Genomic DNA, 18,525 nt, shown 5'->3' on the forward strand with positions numbered 1-18,525 from the left:
AAACGAACAACCAACCAATAACGAGCAACTACTTCACGGCTACCCCGCCCTTTTCCAGCACCTGCTGGAAGAACTGCATGTGGAAGGGCAGCGCGTTTTGCCAGTACTCCCAGGTGTGGGCGCCGGGCCGCTCGGTGTAGTCGTGGGGGGTGTGGTTGTAGACGAGGCGGCGGTGCATTTCGCGGTTGATTTCGATGAGGAAATCGTCCACACCGCAGTCGATAATGAGGGGTAGGCCGTTGGTGTAGAGCTTATCGGCCATGTTCACCACCGAGTTGGCGCTGTATGGGCTGGGGGCCGGCGTTTCGGGGCCGAGGATGGGGGTGAACAGGCTCTGGCGCTGCTGGGCTTCCTGGGGGTTGAGTTTGCGGTTGGTGATGCTCATGTCCAAGGCCCCGCTCATGCTGCCGGCCGCGGCAAACAGCTCCGGGTGCCGCCCCGAGAGGTACAGCGCCCCGTGCCCGCCCATCGACAAGCCCGAAATAACCCGACCCTCCTTGCGGGCCACGGTGCGGTACGTCTGGTCGATTTTGCCGATGACTTCTTTGGTAATATAGGTTTCGAACTGGCTGCCGGGGTTCACCGGCGAATCGAGGTAGAAGCTGAACGTCTCGCCCTCAGGCATAACGATGATCAGGTTATACTGGTCGGCGAGGCGGTGGATGAGGGCTTTGTCGGGGGTTTTGCTGCTCCAGTCCGAAAAGTGGCCATAGGCACCGTGCAGCAGGTAGAGCACCGGGTAGCGGGCCTTCTTGTTTTTGGCGTAGGAAGCCGGCACCGCCACGGCGGCCTTGTAGGTGCGCTGCATGGCGGCGCTGGCAATGGCCACGGTATCGACGGTGGCGGCGCGGGCGGCGGGGCCCAGCAACAGCAGGAGCAGCAGCAGGCGTAGGACGTTTTTCATAGGAGAGGAATGGATACTGGGGTACAGACGCAGATTAGTAGCCGCTCGTTGCGGAAGATGGCTTGGCCGAGGCAAGCGGCCCCTCAATACCAGCGGCCATTCCCCAACGCGCCGGCCCCAAGTTGCGTCTTTATCAGCACGTTTCACCCGTCAACGCATCTACCATGTCTGCTTCCGCTACTTCCTGGCCCGCCCTGCCCCTGGCCGCCTGGGCCGATACCCTCGCCACGCTGCACCTGTACACGCAGGTAGTAGGCAAAATCCGGCTGGCCACCACCCCGCTCGTCAACCACTTCTGGAACGTGCCGCTCTACGTTTCAGCCCGGGGCCTCACCACCTCGGCCATGCCCTACGAAGGCCGCAGTTACCAGATGGATTTCGACTTCCTCGACCATCAGCTCATTATCCGGTGCAGCGACGGGGCCGAGCAGCGCCTGGCCCTGCAGCCCCGCTCCGTGGCCGCCTTCTACCACGAAGTGCAGCGGATGCTGGCCGAGCTGGGCATCCAGGTAAACATCTGGCCGGTGCCGGTGGAAATCGAAAACCCGATTCCGTTTGCTGAGGACGAGCAGCACGCCAGCTACGACCCGGAGGCGGCGCAGCGGTTCTGGCGCGCCCTCACTCTCATTACGCCGGTGCTGGAGCAGTTCCGGGCCGGGTTCATCGGCAAGTGCAGCCCGATGCATTTCTTCTGGGGCTCGTTTGATCTGGCCGTGACGCGCTTTTCCGGCCGCCTGGCCCCGGCCCGCCCCGGTGCCGACGGCATCACCCGCGAGGCCTACTCCCACGAGGTCATCAGCCACGGCTTCTGGCCCGGCGGCAACGGGCAGGAGGCCGCCTTCTACGCCTACACCGCCCCCGCCCCGGCCGGCTTTGCCGAGGCCCCAGTGCAGCCGGCTGCGGCCTTCTACAGTGCAGAGCTGGGCGAATTCCTGCTGCCCTACGAAGCCGTGCGCACCACCCCCGACCCGGCTGCTGCCCTGCGCGAGTTCCTCGACAGCACCTACGCCGCCGGGGCCACCCTGGCCGGCTGGGACCGGGCGGCACTGGAACGGTAACGCGCCGCCTGACAGAACTGCCCCCCTGCTCAACGCAGCTATATAGTATTGTTGCGAGTTGAATGGCAACCTGCTATGGCTGGCTTGCATTATCCGTCGAAAGCTGCAGCAACCCATGCTGTTAATGGATTTGCAACGAACTTTCCCCGTACCGCCGGTGTCGGGCACGTATGCGCACGACCACTCTGCTGACCGCCGGCGGGCTTCTGCTCGCTGCCCCCGCCTGCACCCTGGCCCAAACCATAGACCCCAGCGTCGGCAATGCCGATACGCCCTTCATCCGGAATATTCGCCCCGACCGCCCCGGGCAAACCGTAACCACTAGCATGCTCCGTCCCGGGCAGGTGCAGCTTGAGCTGGGTACTCAGGGTCAGCTACAATCAGCCGTAGGCACGCCCCGCTCCTTTTCGCAGGGGTTGTTGCGCGTGGGGTTCTTTGGGTTGATGGAGCTGAGAGTGCAGCAGCAGTATCTGCCCAAGGGCCCGGCCCCCGCGCCTGCCACCGAGGGCAGCGGTGCCGTAGTGGGCCGGCCGGGCGGCTTTGCGCCGCTTACGGTGGGCGCCAAAATGCTGGCCTCCTCCAACCAAGATACCCGCTCGCAGGTATCGGTGCTAGCCGAGCTGACGTTGCCCGGTACCGGGGCCGCCGCCTTCGCCGATAAGGTATACGAGCCTGCGGCCCGCTTGCTGGTGTCGCAGCAACTGGGCGAACGGTTCGGCCTGGAAGCCAACCTTGGCTTTAAGCAGCGTGGCTTCAAAGCCGCCGACACCAGCCGGGGCCAGTACCTGGGCACGGTGGCGCTTAACGGCCCACTAGGTGAGCATTTCGGATTCTTTGCCGAAACCTATACTACCTGGCAAAAAACGGCCAGTTGGAAACCCGGCCTCACCGGCGGCCTCTACTGGCGCCCCGCTCCCAGCCTGCGCCTCGACGTGACAGCGGGCGGTGGGCCCGGCACCAGCACCTATGCGCCATCTGGCCCCTACGTAGGAGCTGGCCTAAGCGTGCGGCTACCACGCTAAGGCCGCCTTCTGCCAGCAATCAGCCTTTTCAATATCACATCATCATGTGATTGTACAGTCTGTAGCTGGCAGTTAGATTTGAGTATCTACTACTGACTTCTGCTGATGCCAGCGGTAGTAGTTTAGCTGCTTACACACCTTGCACATTAGTCGCCAGCCGCCGCCCCTTGTTCCTGAACGCAAACACCCCGCAGACTGCCTGCGGGGTGTTTTTTTGTACACTTAAGTGCTCTTGGGAAAATGTCGAGTGCTACTTACCGGCTCCGGTAGCCGGGGTCGGTTTTGGAGCCTCCGGTGCAATGCGCGTTGGAGTTTGCTGTCCCGCAATAATGCCGGCTGCCCCACGGGCTATGCCTGTTATTACAGCCGTCATGTTAGGCAGGTCCAGGCTCTGCACTTCGTCGTCCACAGAATGGTAGAGTTTGTCGGTCGGAATCTGGTCGGTGCTGATACTGTGTGCGGGCACGCCCAGGCGGGCCAGCGTGGCATTGTCGGAACGGTAGAACAGGTTTTGTTCGGGGTAAGGGTCGGGTTCGAAGCGGAATAGCGTGCCTTTAACATTCTCCTGCAGCATAGCGCCAAAGTTCGATTTGTCGAAGCCCGTGATGAAGGCCGTGTTGGGGCCAAACTTCGCCGGCTTGCCAATCATTTCGATGTTGAACATGGCCACCACCTTGTCGGGGCTCAGCTGCTTGGAAAAATACGTGGAGCCAAAACCGCCTATTTCTTCGGCCGTGAAGGCCACGAAGATCAGCGTGCGGGCATTGTTGTTCTTTTTCTTGAAGTGCTCGGCCAGCGCTACTACGGCCGCCGTGCCGCTGGCATCGTCGTCGGCGCCGTTGGCAATGGAGTCGCCGGCCACCGCCGGCAGTATCCCGATATGGTCGTAGTGAGCCGAAAACACTACCTGCTCCCGGCTCCGTGCGGTATCCCTGCCCGGCAGCACCCCTACAATATTGCGTAGCTCTACCGTGCGCGTGGTGGTATTGGCCGCTACTTTGAAGGTAACCGTGGCGCCGGCCGGCAGCGCCTGCATCACCACCAGGCTGGAATACGGGTTGCCGGCTTTGTCGAGGCGCGGCGCTTTGTTGGTGATGTAGCTGGCCAGACGGCGGAATTCCTCGTCGTGCACCGGGTGCAGCACCACCACCAGGTTTTCGCGGGGGCGCATGATGTCGCGCATGTAGGGCTGCACCTTGTCGTCGGGGCCTACTACCACCACTTTGGTGGCGGGCTCGTCGGAATCGGTCCAGTTGAGGTGAGCTTGTGCCGAAACGAGAAGCGCCTTCTCTTTGGGAACCGGTGCGTTGTTAAGGGTCACGAACAAGGCGGCCACCTTCGACTCGTAGGCCGGAAACACCTGCTCGTAGGTGGTCAGGCCGGGCAGCATACCCAGCCCGATGCGCTGAAACTCAGCGGCCAGAAACTGAGCGGCCTTCTGCCCGCCGGGCTTACCGGTGGCCCGGCCCTGCATGTCGTCGGCGGCCAGGGCCTTCACCACCCGCTCCACCGTAGCAGCCGACACACCGGCTGATGCGGGTACCGTTACCGTTTTTTTCTGGGCATACAGTGTAGCGGGGGCAGCAAGCAAACAGGAGAACAGAACGAAGAGAGGGAATTTTCGCATTCCGCAAAATAACCCTTTTGTTATGGTTTATGTACAACTCACCTGAGCAGCCGCTCAATTTTGCCCATCTGTTTTGCTCTATTTTCCCCGAAGCTCATGCGGAACACTTTGCTCTTCGCAACTACTATGTTGCTGACTGCCAGCTGCCAGACCACTGCTCCCGCCACCGACGCCGCCATCCCGGCAGCTGGCCAGGCCACTCCCGCAACCCCGGACGCGGCCCTGCGCAACACGCGCTGGGTGCTGCGCCAGCTGAACGGCCAGCCCGTGCCGCCGCCCACCAACGCCGAGCCCTACGTGCTGCTACGCCAGGATGCCCCCAATGCCGAAGGCAACGGCAGCTGCAACCGTTTCCGCGGCACCTACGAGCTGCCGGCCGATGGCCAGCTGCGGTTCGGTGCGCTGCTTTCCACCCGCATGGCCTGCGCCAGCCCGGAAGGCACCACCACCGAAACCGGCTTCCTGCGCGCCCTCGAAAACGCCCGTACCTACCGCATCAGCGGCGACACGCTCCGCCTGTTCGGTGAAGCAGGTACCACACCGGCAGCCGTGCTGCACGCGGTGTATCTGCGCTAAACAGAGCCTGTAAACACAACGGCCGGCTGGCATACGTCAGCCGGCCGTTGTGTTTACAGAGTGCGGGCAGCTACTGCTTACCGGGCATCCACTGTAGCCAGCACCTGCACCCAGTCGGTCTCGGTGCGGGCTGCCTGCGCGGATGCCGAAGCTTTGAGGGCCGCGGCCAGCTCCGGCGCGGCGGCCTGCATGGCCTTGAGCGTGAGCTTAACGGGTGCCGCCACGCCGCCGGCCCGCGTCAGGTAGAAGGTGTTTTTGTCGGAAATTTCGTCGTAGGAACGAGCAGATGAGCTGTAGCCGCCTTCCAGCTGGGCTTTGCGCAACACCTTGTCGTAGCACTTCAGGAGGGTGTAGCTGCCTTCGTGCAGCACTTCCACGTACTTCTGGCGCTGCTCGGCCTGGGGCGCTTCCGCAAACCGGCGGAACTGCCGCCGACGGGCCGGCTGCCCGGCCGCTGTAGGCTCTTCCAGCACAAAGCCCGCCACCAGCTGGTCGTTGAGCTGCAGCGAGTCGGTGGGGCGGTCGACGGGCTTCATCAGCAGGCGGGCGTTGAGCACATCGTACTTCAGCGGCACCGGAGCCAGAAGACGGTTGTTGGTGGTGCGCAACTGCGCCAGCAGCCAGCGCTTATCGGCGTAGGGCGAGCCCACGGTGCCGTCCGCCACGGCTTTGGGCACCACTGCCATCGAGCCGCTGGTCAGCGCATCGAGGTTGGTTTTGGTGCCCATGCCGTTTTTTTCGGTGGCGCCCTGGGCTACAGCGGCGCCAGCCCACAGCAGGGCCGGCATAAGAAAGAGAATTCGGGGTTTCATATCAGATAACGTGTTGATCATTTACGGCCCTAAGCTACCGGTTTATATGATTCCGTTTCTTAAGTACCTGCTGTTATATAGCAGCAGTAGCATGAAGCCTTTACGGCCCGTTTGCTCCGGCCCCAGCGAGCCGCCGCAAACGCGCCATAAAGGCTTCGCGCTACTGCCTGAACAACAACCCGGGAACTGCGCTATTTCAGCGTCAGCACGAGGTCGTCGGCGTTTACCAGGCTGCCCTCGGTTAGGTTTACGGCCTGCACTGTGGTGTCGTCGGGGGCGGTGATGGTGGTTTCCATCTTCATGGCTTCGATGATGAACAGCGGCGCGTTGCGCTTCACCTGCTGGCCGCTTTCCACCAACACCCGCGACAGTAAGCCCTGCAGCGGCGCACCAACCTGGCGCGGGTTGCCTTTGTCAGCCTTGGGGTTCTGGATTTTCTTCACTTCCACCGAAGTGTCCCGGATTTCCAGGTTGCGGGTCTGGCCGTTGAGGTTGAAGAAGATGGTGCGGTTGCCTTCCTCGTTCACTGGCCCGATGCTCTGCAGACCTACGATGATGCTCTTGCCGCGGGCAATTTCGATGATGGTTTCGTCGCCGGGCTGCAGGCCGTAGTAGAACACCGGCGTCGGCACCACCGACACGTCGCCGAACTCCTGCTGATGCGCCCAGTACTGCTCGAACACCTTGGGGTAGAGCAGCCACGACAGCACATCCGTGAACTTGCCGCGCTGCCCGAACTTCTCCTCGAATTTCTGCCACTCGGCGTCGAAGTCAATGGGGGCCAGGTGCTCGTTGGGGCGGTCCGTGAAGGGCGTTTCGTCTTTCAGAATCACCTGCTGCACGTCGCGGGGCCAGCCGCCTTCGGGCTGCCCGATGTCGCCGCGGAACAGCTCCCGCACCGACTCGGGGAAGTTGAGCGTGGCGCCTTTTTCCAGCACGTCGCGGGTGGTGAGGTTGTTGCTGACCAGAAACAGGGCCATGTCGCCGACCACCTTCGAGCTGGGCGTCACCTTCACGATGTCGCCGAACAGCTGGTTGACGTCGGCAAACGTGGTTTTCACGGTTTCAAACTTATCCAGCAAGCCCAGGGAAGCCGCCTGCGGGCGCAGGTTGGAATACTGCCCACCCGGAATTTCGTGCTGGAACACCTCCGAGGTGCCGGCCTTCAGGCCCGACTCAAACGGATAGTAATGCTCCCGCACGGTTTCCCAGTAGTTGCTGAACTCGTTGAGGGATTGTTGATTGTACTCGCGGTGCCGCTCCTGCCCGCGCAGCATTTCCACCACCGAGTTGAAGTTGGGCTGCGAAGTGAGGCCCGAGAGGCTGCCCAGCGCCACGTCAATCACATCCACGCCGGCTTCCACCGCTTTGAGGTAGGTGGCGGGCTGCAGGCTGCTGGTGTCGTGGGTGTGCAGGTGGATGGGCAGGCTGATGGTGTCGCGCAGGGCCGTAATCAGCTCGGTGGCGGCGTAGGGCTTCAGCAGCCCGGCCATGTCCTTGATGCAGAGGATGTGCGCCCCGGCGTCCTCAATCTGGCGGGCCAGGCGCAGGTAGTAGTCGAGGTTGTACTTCTGGTTGCGTTTGGGGTCCAGGATGTCGCCGGTGTAGCAGATGCTGGCTTCGGCCAACCGGTCCGTCTTGTTGCGCACGAAGTTGATGCAGGCCTCCATGCCCGGCATCCAGTTCAGCGAGTCGAAGATGCGGAACACGTCGATGCCGGTTTCGGCAGCCTGCTGCACGAACCGCTCCGTGAGGTTGTCGGGGTAGGCTTTGTAGCCCACGCCGTTGGCCCCGCGGATCAGCATCTGGAGCAGAATATTGGGCACGGCGGCGCGCAGCTTGGCCAGCCGCTCCCAGGGGTCTTCGTGCAGAAAGCGCAGCGCCACATCAAACGTGGCCCCGCCCCAGCACTCCAGCGAAAACGTCTGCGGGTGCTGTTGGGCGTAGCGACTGGCCACTTTCAGCATATCGAAAGTGCGCATGCGGGTGGCCAGCAGGCTCTGGTGGGCGTCGCGCAGGGTGGTGTCGGTGTAGTGGATCTGCTTGTCGGCCCGTAGCCACTGGGCGAAGCCTTCGGGGCCCAGCTCCGTGAGCTTCTGCTTGGTGCCGGGCGGCGGGGTGGCGGTCAGGTCGGCTTCGGGCAGGCGGGGCTTGCGCAGCTCGCGGCGCGGGTCCAGCAGGTTGCGCACGTCGGGGTTGCCGTTCACTATCACGTCGCCGAGGAAGCTGAGCACCTTGGTGGCGCGGTCCTGCCGGGTCTTGAACCTGAACAGCTCGGGGTGGTCCTTGATGAAGTCCACGTTGGCCTCGCCGGCCATGAAGACCGGGTGGGCGATGATGTTCTGCAGAAACTGAATGTTGGTGCTCACGCCCCGCACCCGAAACTCGTCGAGGGTGCGGGCCATCTTCTGGGCCGCATCGGCCAGGCTGGGCGCGTGCGTCGACACCTTCACCAACAGGGAATCAAAGAACGGCGACACCTTCACGCCGGTGTACACCGAGCCCTGGTCGAGCCGGATGCCGAAGCCGCCCGCCGAGCGGTAGGCCGTGATGGTGCCGTAGTCGGGCTTGAAGTCGTTGGTAGGGTCTTCGGTGGTTATGCGGCACTGGATGGCCACCCCGATTTTCAGCGGCTTCACGTCGGGCCCCAGGTTGATTTCGGGGTCGGTGAGGCGGCGGCCGTCGGCAATGTGGAGCTGGGTTTTGATCAGGTCGATGCCCGTAATCATCTCCGTGACCGTGTGCTCCACCTGAATGCGCGGGTTCACCTCGATGAAGTAAATCCGGTCGTGCTCGGGATTCACCAGGAATTCCACGGTGCCCACGTTGTTGTAGTTCACGGCCCGGCCCAGGCGCAGCGCGTACTCGTAGAGCAGGTGGCGCATGTGGTCAGGCAGGTTCAGCGAGGGCGCCACCTCCACCACCTTCTGGTAGCGGCGCTGCACCGAGCAGTCGCGCTCATAGAGGTGCGTGAGGCCGCCGTAGTTGTCGGCCACCAGCTGCACCTCGATGTGCTTGGGCTGCTCCACGAACTTCTCCAGAAACACGGTATCGTCGCCGAAGGCCTTGAGGGCTTCGTTGCGGGCCTCGAAGAAGCCGCGCTCCATCTGCTCGTCGTCGCGGATGATGCGCATGCCGCGGCCGCCGCCGCCGCTGGCCGCTTTCAGCATCACGGGGTAGCCGATACGGTGAGCCTCAGCAATGGCCGTTTCGGCATCTACCAGGTCGGCCTCGCTGCTCTCAATGATGGGCACCTGGCAAGCTACGGCCACTTTTTTGGCCGCTACTTTGTCGCCGAGGGCTTCCATCACCTCGGGGCGCGGGCCCACGAAGATGAGGCCTTCCTCGCCGCAGCGGCGGGCCAGCGTGGCATTCTCGCTCAGGAAGCCGTAGCCGGGATGGATGGCGTTGGCCCCGTTTTCCTTGGCCGTCCGGATGATGCCTTCGATGTCCAGGTACGGCTTAAGCGGCTCGTCGTCGCGGCCCACCTGGTAGGCTTCATCGGCCTTGTAGCGGTGCAGCGAGTAGCGGTCTTCGTAGGTGTAGATGGCCACGGTCTGAATGCCCAGCTCGGTGGCGGCGCGCAGCACGCGAATCGCAATTTCGCCCCGGTTGGCGACCAGCAGTTTGCGGATGTTCATCTTGGAAAACGGAGTTTAGAGAGAGAACTGAATGCGGATGGCAAGCTACAGAAAGAGCGGGAAAGCGCCAGCGAAAATTCGCTAACACTTTCCCGCTCTCCTTTTTCACCCTAGCTACCAGCGCATTTATCCTTCAATAAACCATTCGCGGTGGCTACTTATTGATGACCCGTACACTCAGGCGGCGGTTCATGGCACGGCCAGCCGGCGTGGTATTGGACGCAACAGGATAGTTGGAGCCGTAGCCGCGGGCCTCCAGGCGCGAGGGACTCACGCCCAGCTCCACCAGCGCGGCCCAGGCGGTGCGGGCCCGTGCCTCACTTAGTTGCCGGTTCATCTGGTACGAGCCCACGCTGTCTGTGTAGCCGCCCAGCTTGATGCGGGTCTGGGGGTAACTCTGCAGCAGCAGCGCAATGTTTTTGAGCTGCTGCATCGATTCTTTGGTGAGGGTGGCTTTCCCGGTATCAAAGTACACCCGGTCGAAGCTCATCCACCCTTTGGTGCGGTCCACGGTGTCTATCTTCTGTTTCGGATCAGCCAGGAAGTGGTGTAGTTTGGTTTCAATCGAGTTGATGCCCACACCGCTCAGCTTTTTGCCGTCGGCCAGCTGCAGCGTGGTCGGGGCGCCGGTATCGTAGATATAGTTGCCTGAGCCGGCATCGTAGTGGCCACCTATGGCCGGCGCCTCAATGGCTTTGGCTGAGCGGCTACCCGGCCGAAATGCCGGCCGCGCCGCCGGAGACGCAGTGGCTGCCACCGCACCGGTTGTTGCTGTGCTAGCAGTTACAGGAGGCACAAGGGCCGTTGCTTTGGCTGGCGCTGGGGCCGACGACGGGGCGGCCATACGGACTGGCCCGGCAGCAGCTACGGGTCGGTTGCCAACTGGCTGGCCTGACGCCACGGGCTGAGCTGAAGCCATTGCCGGCCCTGTTCCCGACGGAATAATACGGCACTGCTGGATGTAAGTGAGGTGGTAGCGCGTGGGCACTGTGGCTACGGCCGGCTGGCCGGCGGAGGCCAGCAGGGCCGGATTGGCGTCGGCACCGGTAGCCAGCTTTTCTTTCCCCGTTTTACGCCGGGCCGGAGCCACGACCTTGTCGGCGGGATGAAGCACGAACGTGCCGTTGGCAGTTTTGCCAGTCAGCAGAAACACGTCATTCACCACTTCAGGCTGGTAGTTTGGCTGGGTGACCTGCACCGTGTAGGGGCCACCCACGGCCAGCTCAGTCACAGCAAAATTGCCGGCAGCGTCCGTTATGGTGGTGTGGCGCTTGCCGGTCGGCACGTAGATAACCAGCACGGATGCCTTAGCCAGTACTTGGTTATCGACGGAGCGTACTGTTCCCACAATGCCCACCGGAGCTTGCGGGTCGCCGGGTGCTGCGCTAGCCAACAAAGACCAGAAAAGCAGTAGAATGGACGTAAACAAAGGCTTCATTGGAGTAGAGTAAAAATATCTGCGAAATCGACGTATAAATGTAATACTTATTATAAAAACAATTATATAAAATCAGCCAATTATTTCTGCTTTAAATTCTACTAGGCTGTGTCTGAAAAGGGGTGTTATGTATCTTAGGGTATGGCAGCACGGTATGAGTTAACAGATGCCCAATGGGCCGCGGTGGAAAGCGAATTGCCCCCACAACGTCTGGGGCGCCCCCGGCGCGATGACCGCCAGCAATGGAATGCCTTACTCTGGATCCTATGCACCGGAGCGCCCTGGCGGGATTTACCAGCACGCTACGGCCCCTGGCAAACGGCGTACGAACGATTTCGCCGGTGGGCCGCTGATGGCACCTTCGAGCGGGTGTTGCACCGCTTACGCCTGCGCCTGGATGCGGCCGGCTTGTTAGACCTGGACACGTGGCTGGTGGATTCGACCACGGTGCGGGCCACCAAAAGTGCGGCGGGCGGCACGAAAAAAAAGCCCAGTGCCTCGGGCGCAGCCGCGGCGGGCTGACCAGCAAGCTGCATGTAGTCTGTGATGGCGCGGGTACGCCGCTGGCCCTGCATCTGTCGGCCGGCCAGCGGCATGATGGGCCCCAGTTTGAACCGCTTTGTGAACAGGTGCGGGTGCGTCGACGCCCACGTCAACTCCTGGCCGACCGCGGCTACGACGCGGTCCACATTCGCCACTGGCTCCGTCGTCGTCGCATCCGGGCCGTCATTCCACGTCGGCAACCAGCCGCAGGCCGTCGCTGTCGGCGGCGAGGACGGCCACCCCGAATCGAGCCAACTCGCTATGCGCGGCGCAATGTGGTGGAACGCTTCTTTGGCTCGCTCAAAGAACATCGCCGCGTGGCCACGCGCTATGAGAAACACGACGCCCATTTCCTCAGCATGGCCTCGCTGGCCTGTATCCGCCGTATTTTGCAGCATCACTTTTCAGACACAGCCTAATGCAGCTAGGCTATACATCTGTGGCAAAGGCACCGCCCGTCTTTTATGGTGTCGCGTAGGCAGGCAGCAAACTTTCCCGCAACCGTTCAGTTCTGAACCCACTTCCCTACCTCTGACTCTACTCTCATGCAATTCTCCGACAAGAACATCCTTATTGTAGGCGCTTCTTCGGGCATCGGCCTGGCTACGGCCCGGCTGCTGCACGGCCTGGGCGCCAACCTCTACACCGCGTCCCGCCACCAGTCGGCCGAGCTGGCCGAGCTCAGCACCACCTTCCTGCCTCTCGACGTGACGCAGACTTTCGGCACGGCGCTGGATGCCTTGCCCGAGGTGCTGCACGGCGTGGTGTACTGCCCCGGCAACATCAAGCTGCGGCCCTTCGAGCGGATTCCGGTGGAGGATTTCCGCGGTGATTTTGAGCTGAACGTGCTGGGCGCGGTGCAGGTGTTGCAGGCCAGCATGAAGCGGCTGAAGAAGCCGGCGGAGCCTCGGTGGTGCTGTTCAGCACCGTAGCCGCCGATACGGGCATGGCGTTCCACGCCAGCATTGCCACCTCTAAAGCCGCCGTGGAAGGCCTAACCCGCGCGCTGGCCGCCGAGTACGCCGCCAGTGGCGTACGGGTAAACGCCGTGGCCCCGTCGCTCACCAACACGCCCTTGGCCGCTGCCCTGCTCAACACCCCCGAGAAAGCCGAAGCCAGCGCCAAGCGCCACCCGCTGCAGCGTATCGGGGAGCCCGAAGACTTGGCCTACATGGCCTCCTTCCTCCTCTCCGACCACGGCTCCTTCATCACCGGCCAGGTCCTGCCCGTAGACGGCGGCATGGGCCGGCTGAAGTAGCGAGTCGTCTGTCATCCTGAGCGGAGCGAAGGACCTTATCACGTCAGAACGTTTGTTGCATCAACGACTCGTTCACGCGTGATAAGGTCCTTCGCTCCGCTCAGGATGACAGGGTAGTTTCATTCTCTTCCACTTCTCTATTATGAAAGTATCCCTGTTCTGGCACCGGCGCGACTTGCGTTTTCAGGATAATGCCGGGCTGGCCGCCGCGCTGCAGGGCGGGCAGCCGGTGGTGCCGCTATTCATCTTCGACTCCGAAATCCTCGATAAGCTGGAAAACCACCAGGATGCCCGCGTCATGTTCATCTTTGACGAGGTGCAGCGGCTGACGGAAGAAGCCGAGTTGGCCGGCGGCACCATGCTGGTGCGCTACGGCAAGCCGGAAAAGGTGTTTGCCGAGCTGCTCAAGGAGCTAGACGTAGCCGCCGTGTACACCAACCACGACTACGAGCCCTACGCCGCCACCCGCGACGCGGCCGTGACCGAGCTTTTAAAAAAGCACGACGTACCGCTGCACACCTATAAGGATCAGGTCATCTTCGAGAAGGACGAGGTCCAGACCAAAACCGGCCAGCCCTACAAGATTTACGGACCTTACAAACGCGCCTGGCTGGCCCGCCTCACCGAGGCCGATTACCGCCCCCACCCTTCCGCCGACCACCTCGACCGACTGGCCCGCGTGCCGGCCGGCCCCCGTCCCACCCTGGCCGATATGGGCTTTGAGCGCAGCCCCGAACATATTCCGGGCCGGCGGCTGGCCTCCCGCACCCTGGAGCAGTACGCCGACACCCGCGACTTGCCCGCCCGCGACTCTACCAGCCGGATGGGTTTGCACCTGCGCTTCGGCACCGTGAGCATCCGACACCTGGTGCAGCGCGCCCTGGAGGCCAAGGCCGAAATCTGGCTGAGTGAGCTGATCTGGCGCGACTTCTTCATGCAGCTGCTCTGGCACTTCCCGCATACTGCCCACGAAAGCTACGACCCCAAGCTGCGCGACATCCAATGGCGCAACAACGAGGACGAGTTCCGGGCCTGGTGCGAGGGCCGCACCGGCTACCCGCTCATCGACGCGGGCATGCGCCAGCTCAACGCCACCGGCTTCATGCACAACCGCGTGCGGATGGCCACGGCCAGCTTCCTCATCAAAAACCTGCTTATCGACTGGAAATGGGGAGAGGCGTACTTCGCTGAGAAGCTGCTCGATTACGAAATGGCCTCCAACGTGGGCAACTGGCAGTGGGTGGCCGGCACCGGTGCCGATTCGCAGCCCTGGTTCCGCATTTTCAGCCCCGATTCGCAGCTGGCCAAGTTCGATAAGCAGCACGCCTACGTGAAGCAGTGGGTACCCGAGTTCGGCACGCCGCGCTACCCCAAACCCCTGGTGGAGCACCCCGCCACCCGCGACCGGGCCCTGGCCGCCTACCGCGCCTCCCGCGACCTGCACGCCTAGCCAAATCCGGCCCGGTTTCTCACAACTTTAAGCCGCTGACGCGGTTATCCTGCTACTATGAAACAGCAACCCACGCCAGCTCCCGAAGCGGCTTTCTCGCCCAAAGAACGCATCAAGCAAGCCTACCTCGACTACGTGCTGCGCAAAGGCAAGCCGCCGATTTCGGTGTTCAAGCTGACCCAAAAGCTGGGTTTGCCCGAGCAGGAATTCTACGCCAGCTACGCCAATTTCGACGCCATCGACCGGGAAATCTGGGCTAACTTTGGCCGTGAGGCCCGCGCCACGGCCGCCCGCGAGCCGGTGTGGGAGCAGTACGGCGCCCGCGAAAAGCTGCTGGGCTACTACTACACGCTCATCGAGATTCTCAAGCACAACCGCAGCTACGCCCTGCAAAGCCTGCGCCGCTCGCTCTCCAAAATGCCCGGCATCACGCCCCGCGTGCTCGACGATTTCCGGCAGGACTTTGAAGCCTTCGTGGAAGACTTGTTGCGCGAGGGCCGCCGCACCGAGGAAGTGGCCAGCCGCCAGCTGGTGCAGCACGGCTACCCGCGCTTCTTCTGGCAGCAGCAGCTGTTCGTGCTCGGCTTCTTCGCCAAAGACGACACCGTAAACTTCGAGCGCACCGACGCCGCTATCGAAAAGGCCGTGACGCTGAGCTTCGACCTGGTCGGCCGCAACACCCTGGATTCCGCCGCCGATTTCGTGCGGTTCCTGGTGCGCCGGTAAGAATTTTTGCGTACACCCGAACGTCATGCAGAGCGGAGCGAAGCATCTCGCTAGTGTAGTAACTGATGATACCACACTGGCGAGATGCTTCGCTCCGCTCTGCATGACGTTCTTTTTTCATCCTCATGGACGATACCCCCAAGTCGCTTACTTCCCTGCCCACCACCAAAGTGGCCCGGGCGGCTCGTTTCGCCAAAACCGGCCTCAACGTGGGGGCCAACTACGTGAAGCACTACGCCAAGCGGGCCGTGGGCGCCGACAGCCCCACCGAGGACCTGCACGCCGCCAACGCGGCCGAGCTGTACGGCACGCTCAGCGAAATGAAAGGCTCGGTGCTGAAAGTGGCCCAGATGCTGGCCATGGAAAAGAACCTGCTGCCCACCGCCTACGCCAACCAGTTTGCCCAGGCCCAGTACCAGACCCCGCCCCTCTCGGGCCCGTTGGTGGTGAAGACGTTTCGGGAGGCGTTCGGCAAGTCGCCGTTCGAGGTGTTCGACGAGTTCGATATTGAGGCGCGGCAGGCGGCCAGCATCGGGCAGGTGCATTTCGCCCGCAAAGACGGCCGGGAGCTGGCCGTGAAGGTGCAGTACCCCGGCGTGGCCGACAGCATCCGCTCCGATATCCGGCTGGTGAAGCCCATTGCCTTGCGCGTGCTGGGCCTCGACGAGGCCACCGTGCGCCCCTACATGCAGGAAGTGGAAACCCGCCTGCTCGAAGAAACCGACTACGCCCTGGAACTGCGCCGCGGCCAGCAGATTGTCGCTGCCTCGGCCGGTCTGGCGCATTTGCAGTTTGCCCGGTATTACCCCGAGCTGTCGGCCGCCCGCATTCTGACCATGGACTGGCTGCCCGGCCAGCACATGAAGGAGTTTCTGGCCACCAACCCCAGCCAGGAAGTGCGCAACCAGCTCGGCCAGGCCCTCTGGGACTTCTATATGTTCCAGCTCAACGAGCTGCGCCAAGTGCATGCCGACCCGCACCCCGGTAACTTCCTGCTCACGGATACCAACGGCGGCACTGTGGGCGTGCTGGATTTTGGCTGCGTAAAGGAAATTCCGGCCGATGTCCACCGCCTGTTCACGGCCCTGCTCACCCCCGAAACCCTCGCCGACCCCGCCCGCCTAGCGGCCCTGCTGGAAGAAGGCGGCGTGCTCCGCGCCGACGACCCGGCCGCCCGCCGCGCCTTCTACGTGGATACCATGCGCGCCTCGCTGGAACTGGTGGGCCGCCCCTTCCGCCAGCCCACCTTCGATTTCGGCGACCCGGCCTACATGCAGAGCCTCTACGCCCTCGGCGACGACCTGATGCAGAAGCCCGAGCTGCGCCAGCAGCGCGAGCCCCGCGGCTCTGAGCACTTCATCTACCTCAACCGCACCTACGTGGGCCTCTACGCCCTGCTCACGGAACTGCGCGCCTCCATCCGCACCAATCCCGCCGAATAATCAGGGACTAAGAACCTAAAAAGAACGTCATGCTGAGCTTATCGAAGCATCTCGCGTGCTGACGTTGCAATGGTAATCCAACGTTGGCGAGCGAGATGCTTCGACAAGCTCAGCATGACAGTCATATAGCTGCTCATTCATCAGTGTTCAAACATGCCAATTCCGCCGAATAATTGGGCACTTCCAAACTAAACCGGCAGACTACAGTTTAAGCATCCCGAAGCAACTCGTGTACTTACACGAATTACTCCGGGATGCTTTTTTTCTCTCCCCATCTTCACCTCTCCTTTTCCATGAAAAAACTCTGGACCCTTTGCGCCGCGCTGCTGAGCGTGGTATCGGTGGCCTCGGCCCAATCGACGATGAGCTGCTGCACCAAGCCCGCCGCCGGTCAGGCGGCCACCGAGGTATTCGCCATGCTGGCCTCCAACGAGGACTTCTCCGGCGGCCACGATGCCCCCCTGCCCTTCACCTACGCCGGCGAAGGCAGCATGATTGAGTTCAAAACCACCGACGGTCAGACCGGCAAAGCCTTTGAAATCAAGAGCAAGACCAAGTCCGACAAATACCTGTTCGTGATTCACGAGTGGTGGGGCCTGAACGACTACATCAAGCAGGAAGCCGGCCGTTTCGCCGAGGAGCTGCCCGGCGTCAACGTCATTGCCCTCGACCTCTACGACGGCCAGATTGCCACCGACGCCGACCAGGCCGGTAAGCTGATGCAGGGCGTAAAAACCGAGCGTGCCCAGGCCATCATCAACGGTGCCCTCGCCTACGCCGGCCCCAACGCCAAAATCGGCAGCATCGGCTGGTGCTTTGGTGGCGGCTGGAGCATCCAGACGGCCCTGCTGGCCGGTCCCAAAGCCAAAGCCTGCGTGGCCTACTACGGCATGCCCGAGAAGGACGTGGCCAAGCTCAAGACGCTGAACACCGACGTGCTGTTCGTCTTCGCCAAGCAGGATAAGTGGATCAACCAAGAGGTGGTAGACCAGTTCCGCAAGGATATGGCCGCCGCCAAAAAAGGCCTCACGGTGAAAACCTACGACGCCGACCACGCCTTCGCCAACCCATCCAACCCCAAGTACAGCAAGGACTTCGCTGCCGACGCCCACGCCGCCTCGGTTGCCTACCTGAAGAAAAACCTGAAGGTGAAATAAATCACGGATTTAGCCGGATTCATCGGATTGCACGGATTCGTTCCGGCAGCCGGTGGTTTTCCCGCAATGCGTAAAAAAGGCTGCCCGCTTGGGCAGCCTTTTTTTGTATCAGCCTGCACGGTTGTAGAGACGCGACACTTCGCGTCTCCCGCCAGAACAAGCCGGAACCGCGCCACCGGCACAACGCCAGCACGGTTTTGATGTGTGTTATCCGGACAATCGGCACCGCACTCCCTGAACAACATCAGCACGCGCCGGGACGCGAAGTGTCGCGTCTCTACAGTCATGTAGGGTTTTCCAGACTGCGGGGAATCTGCTACCTTATTGGCTCCCACCAACGTCCTGCGCTATGTCCACCGCCCTTGTTTCTCCGGTTCAGCGGCTGCTGAACGAGTATGCCGAAAGCCACCAGAACCCTACCAACAAGCTGGTGCACTGGGTGTGCGTGCCGCTGATTATGTTCGCCATTCTGGGGTTACTCTGGTCGGTGCCGGTGCCGGCGGTTGTGCAGAATATCAGCCCCTGGCTGAACTGGGCTACTGTGGTGATGGTGCTGGCAGTGGCGTATTACGTGCGCCTCTCGGGGCGGCTGGCGGTGGGGATGGTGCTGGTGTGGGTGGCTATGGCGCTGGGGCTGCGCGTGGTGGATGCCAGGGCGGCCCTGCCGCTATGGGCTGTATGCCTGATTATTTTCGTGCTGGCCTGGATTGGGCAGTTCTGGGGCCATAAGGTGGAGGGCAAGAAGCCCAGCTTCTTCAAAGACCTGCAGTTTCTGCTCATCGGCCCGCTGTGGCTGCTTCATTTCATCTACCGCCGGCTGGGCTGGCGGTATTGATGGTTTGTTGGACAAAATAGAACGTCATGCAGAGGC

The 18,525-nt window shown here is 62.2% G+C and carries 13 protein-coding genes and 2 pseudogenes; 10 read left to right on the top strand and 5 right to left on the bottom strand.

The window, feature by feature from the left end; genetic code table 11:
• Window positions 1-28: 28 nt before the first annotated feature.
• A complete protein-coding gene (locus tag N008_RS00465; protein WP_044012894.1) occupies window positions 29-904 on the bottom strand; it encodes an alpha/beta hydrolase in 876 nt (291 codons plus the stop codon).
• Between the two features lie 164 nt (window positions 905-1,068).
• On the opposite strand from N008_RS00465, the gene N008_RS00470 reads away from it, so the two are divergent.
• Window positions 1,069-1,962 (top strand): DUF5996 family protein, encoded by an 894-nt coding sequence (locus N008_RS00470; RefSeq protein WP_044012897.1) that lies wholly within the window; start codon window positions 1,069-1,071, stop codon window positions 1,960-1,962.
• Window positions 1,963-2,132: 170 nt separating this feature from the next.
• Window positions 2,133-2,984 carry a transporter gene (locus N008_RS00475; protein ID WP_044012900.1) on the top strand — a complete coding sequence of 284 codons (852 nt, stop codon included), beginning with the start codon at window positions 2,133-2,135 and terminating at the stop codon, window positions 2,982-2,984.
• Window positions 2,985-3,234: 250 nt separating this feature from the next.
• Here the strand turns inward: N008_RS00475 and N008_RS00480 are convergent, their stop codons facing one another.
• Window positions 3,235-4,575, bottom strand: a complete 1,341-nt coding sequence (locus N008_RS00480; RefSeq protein WP_052381031.1) for a M20/M25/M40 family metallo-hydrolase — start codon at window positions 4,573-4,575, stop codon at window positions 3,235-3,237.
• Between the two features lie 162 nt (window positions 4,576-4,737).
• On the opposite strand from N008_RS00480, the gene N008_RS00485 reads away from it, so the two are divergent.
• Window positions 4,738-5,187, top strand: coding sequence for an META domain-containing protein (locus N008_RS00485; protein ID WP_052381032.1), 450 nt, complete (start codon window positions 4,738-4,740; stop codon window positions 5,185-5,187).
• A gap of 77 nt (window positions 5,188-5,264) precedes the next feature.
• On the opposite strand, the gene N008_RS00490 is transcribed toward N008_RS00485, so the two are convergent.
• The 3 genes from N008_RS00490 to N008_RS21140 all read right to left on the bottom strand — a co-directional run bounded on the left by N008_RS00490 (window position 5,265) and on the right by N008_RS21140 (window position 11,033).
• Window positions 5,265-5,999, bottom strand: a complete 735-nt coding sequence (locus N008_RS00490) for a hypothetical protein (protein ID WP_156108942.1) — start codon at window positions 5,997-5,999, stop codon at window positions 5,265-5,267.
• Between the two features lie 191 nt (window positions 6,000-6,190).
• Window positions 6,191-9,640, bottom strand: a complete 3,450-nt coding sequence (locus N008_RS00495) for a pyruvate carboxylase (protein ID WP_044012906.1) — start codon at window positions 9,638-9,640, stop codon at window positions 6,191-6,193.
• Window positions 9,641-9,794: 154 nt separating this feature from the next.
• Window positions 9,795-11,033: an OmpA family protein gene (locus N008_RS21140; RefSeq protein WP_197062918.1), complete on the bottom strand. Its 1,239-nt coding sequence runs from the start codon at window positions 11,031-11,033 to the stop codon at window positions 9,795-9,797.
• 255 nt (window positions 11,034-11,288) lie between these two features.
• Here N008_RS21140 and N008_RS22145 point away from each other — a divergent pair.
• The 7 genes and pseudogenes from N008_RS22145 (at window position 11,289) to N008_RS00535 (ending at window position 18,489) form a co-directional block, all read left to right on the top strand.
• Window positions 11,289-12,040: pseudogene (locus tag N008_RS22145) on the top strand (IS5 family transposase).
• A gap of 126 nt (window positions 12,041-12,166) precedes the next feature.
• Window positions 12,167-12,879, top strand: a pseudogene (locus tag N008_RS00510) (SDR family NAD(P)-dependent oxidoreductase).
• Between the two features lie 142 nt (window positions 12,880-13,021).
• Window positions 13,022-14,329: a cryptochrome/photolyase family protein gene (locus N008_RS00515; protein WP_044012914.1), complete on the top strand. Its 1,308-nt coding sequence runs from the start codon at window positions 13,022-13,024 to the stop codon at window positions 14,327-14,329.
• Window positions 14,330-14,386: 57 nt separating this feature from the next.
• Window positions 14,387-15,055, top strand: a complete 669-nt coding sequence (locus tag N008_RS00520; protein ID WP_052381034.1) for a TetR family transcriptional regulator C-terminal domain-containing protein — start codon at window positions 14,387-14,389, stop codon at window positions 15,053-15,055.
• Window positions 15,056-15,180: 125 nt separating this feature from the next.
• Window positions 15,181-16,497 carry an ABC1 kinase family protein gene (locus N008_RS00525; protein WP_044012916.1) on the top strand — a complete coding sequence of 439 codons (1,317 nt, stop codon included), beginning with the start codon at window positions 15,181-15,183 and terminating at the stop codon, window positions 16,495-16,497.
• Between the two features lie 293 nt (window positions 16,498-16,790).
• Window positions 16,791-17,654 carry a dienelactone hydrolase family protein gene (locus N008_RS00530; RefSeq protein ID WP_044012919.1) on the top strand — a complete coding sequence of 288 codons (864 nt, stop codon included), beginning with the start codon at window positions 16,791-16,793 and terminating at the stop codon, window positions 17,652-17,654.
• A gap of 349 nt (window positions 17,655-18,003) precedes the next feature.
• Window positions 18,004-18,489, top strand: a complete 486-nt coding sequence (locus N008_RS00535; RefSeq protein WP_044012922.1) for a DUF962 domain-containing protein — start codon at window positions 18,004-18,006, stop codon at window positions 18,487-18,489.
• Window positions 18,490-18,525 lie beyond the last annotated feature (36 nt).

This window comes from Hymenobacter sp. APR13 (assembly GCF_000737515.1).
Lineage (GTDB): Bacteria > Bacteroidota > Bacteroidia > Cytophagales > Hymenobacteraceae > Hymenobacter.

Excerpts from the sequence above, each read along its gene's own strand:
- N008_RS00465 (WP_044012894.1), bottom strand. The coding sequence starts at position 904 with ATGAAAAACGTCCTACGCCTGCTGCTGCTCCTGCTGTTGCTGGGCCCC.
- N008_RS00470 (WP_044012897.1), top strand. The coding sequence starts at position 1,069 with ATGTCTGCTTCCGCTACTTCCTGGCCCGCCCTGCCCCTGGCCGCCTGG.
- N008_RS00475 (WP_044012900.1), top strand. The coding sequence starts at position 2,133 with ATGCGCACGACCACTCTGCTGACCGCCGGCGGGCTTCTGCTCGCTGCC.
- N008_RS00485 (WP_052381032.1), top strand. The coding sequence starts at position 4,738 with ATGTTGCTGACTGCCAGCTGCCAGACCACTGCTCCCGCCACCGACGCC.
- N008_RS00490 (WP_156108942.1), bottom strand. The coding sequence starts at position 5,999 with ATGAAACCCCGAATTCTCTTTCTTATGCCGGCCCTGCTGTGGGCTGGC.
- N008_RS00495 (WP_044012906.1), bottom strand. The coding sequence starts at position 9,640 with ATGAACATCCGCAAACTGCTGGTCGCCAACCGGGGCGAAATTGCGATT.
- N008_RS00515 (WP_044012914.1), top strand. The coding sequence starts at position 13,022 with ATGAAAGTATCCCTGTTCTGGCACCGGCGCGACTTGCGTTTTCAGGAT.
- N008_RS00520 (WP_052381034.1), top strand. The coding sequence starts at position 14,387 with ATGAAACAGCAACCCACGCCAGCTCCCGAAGCGGCTTTCTCGCCCAAA.
- N008_RS00525 (WP_044012916.1), top strand. The coding sequence starts at position 15,181 with ATGGACGATACCCCCAAGTCGCTTACTTCCCTGCCCACCACCAAAGTG.
- N008_RS00530 (WP_044012919.1), top strand. The coding sequence starts at position 16,791 with ATGAAAAAACTCTGGACCCTTTGCGCCGCGCTGCTGAGCGTGGTATCG.
- N008_RS00535 (WP_044012922.1), top strand. The coding sequence starts at position 18,004 with ATGTCCACCGCCCTTGTTTCTCCGGTTCAGCGGCTGCTGAACGAGTAT.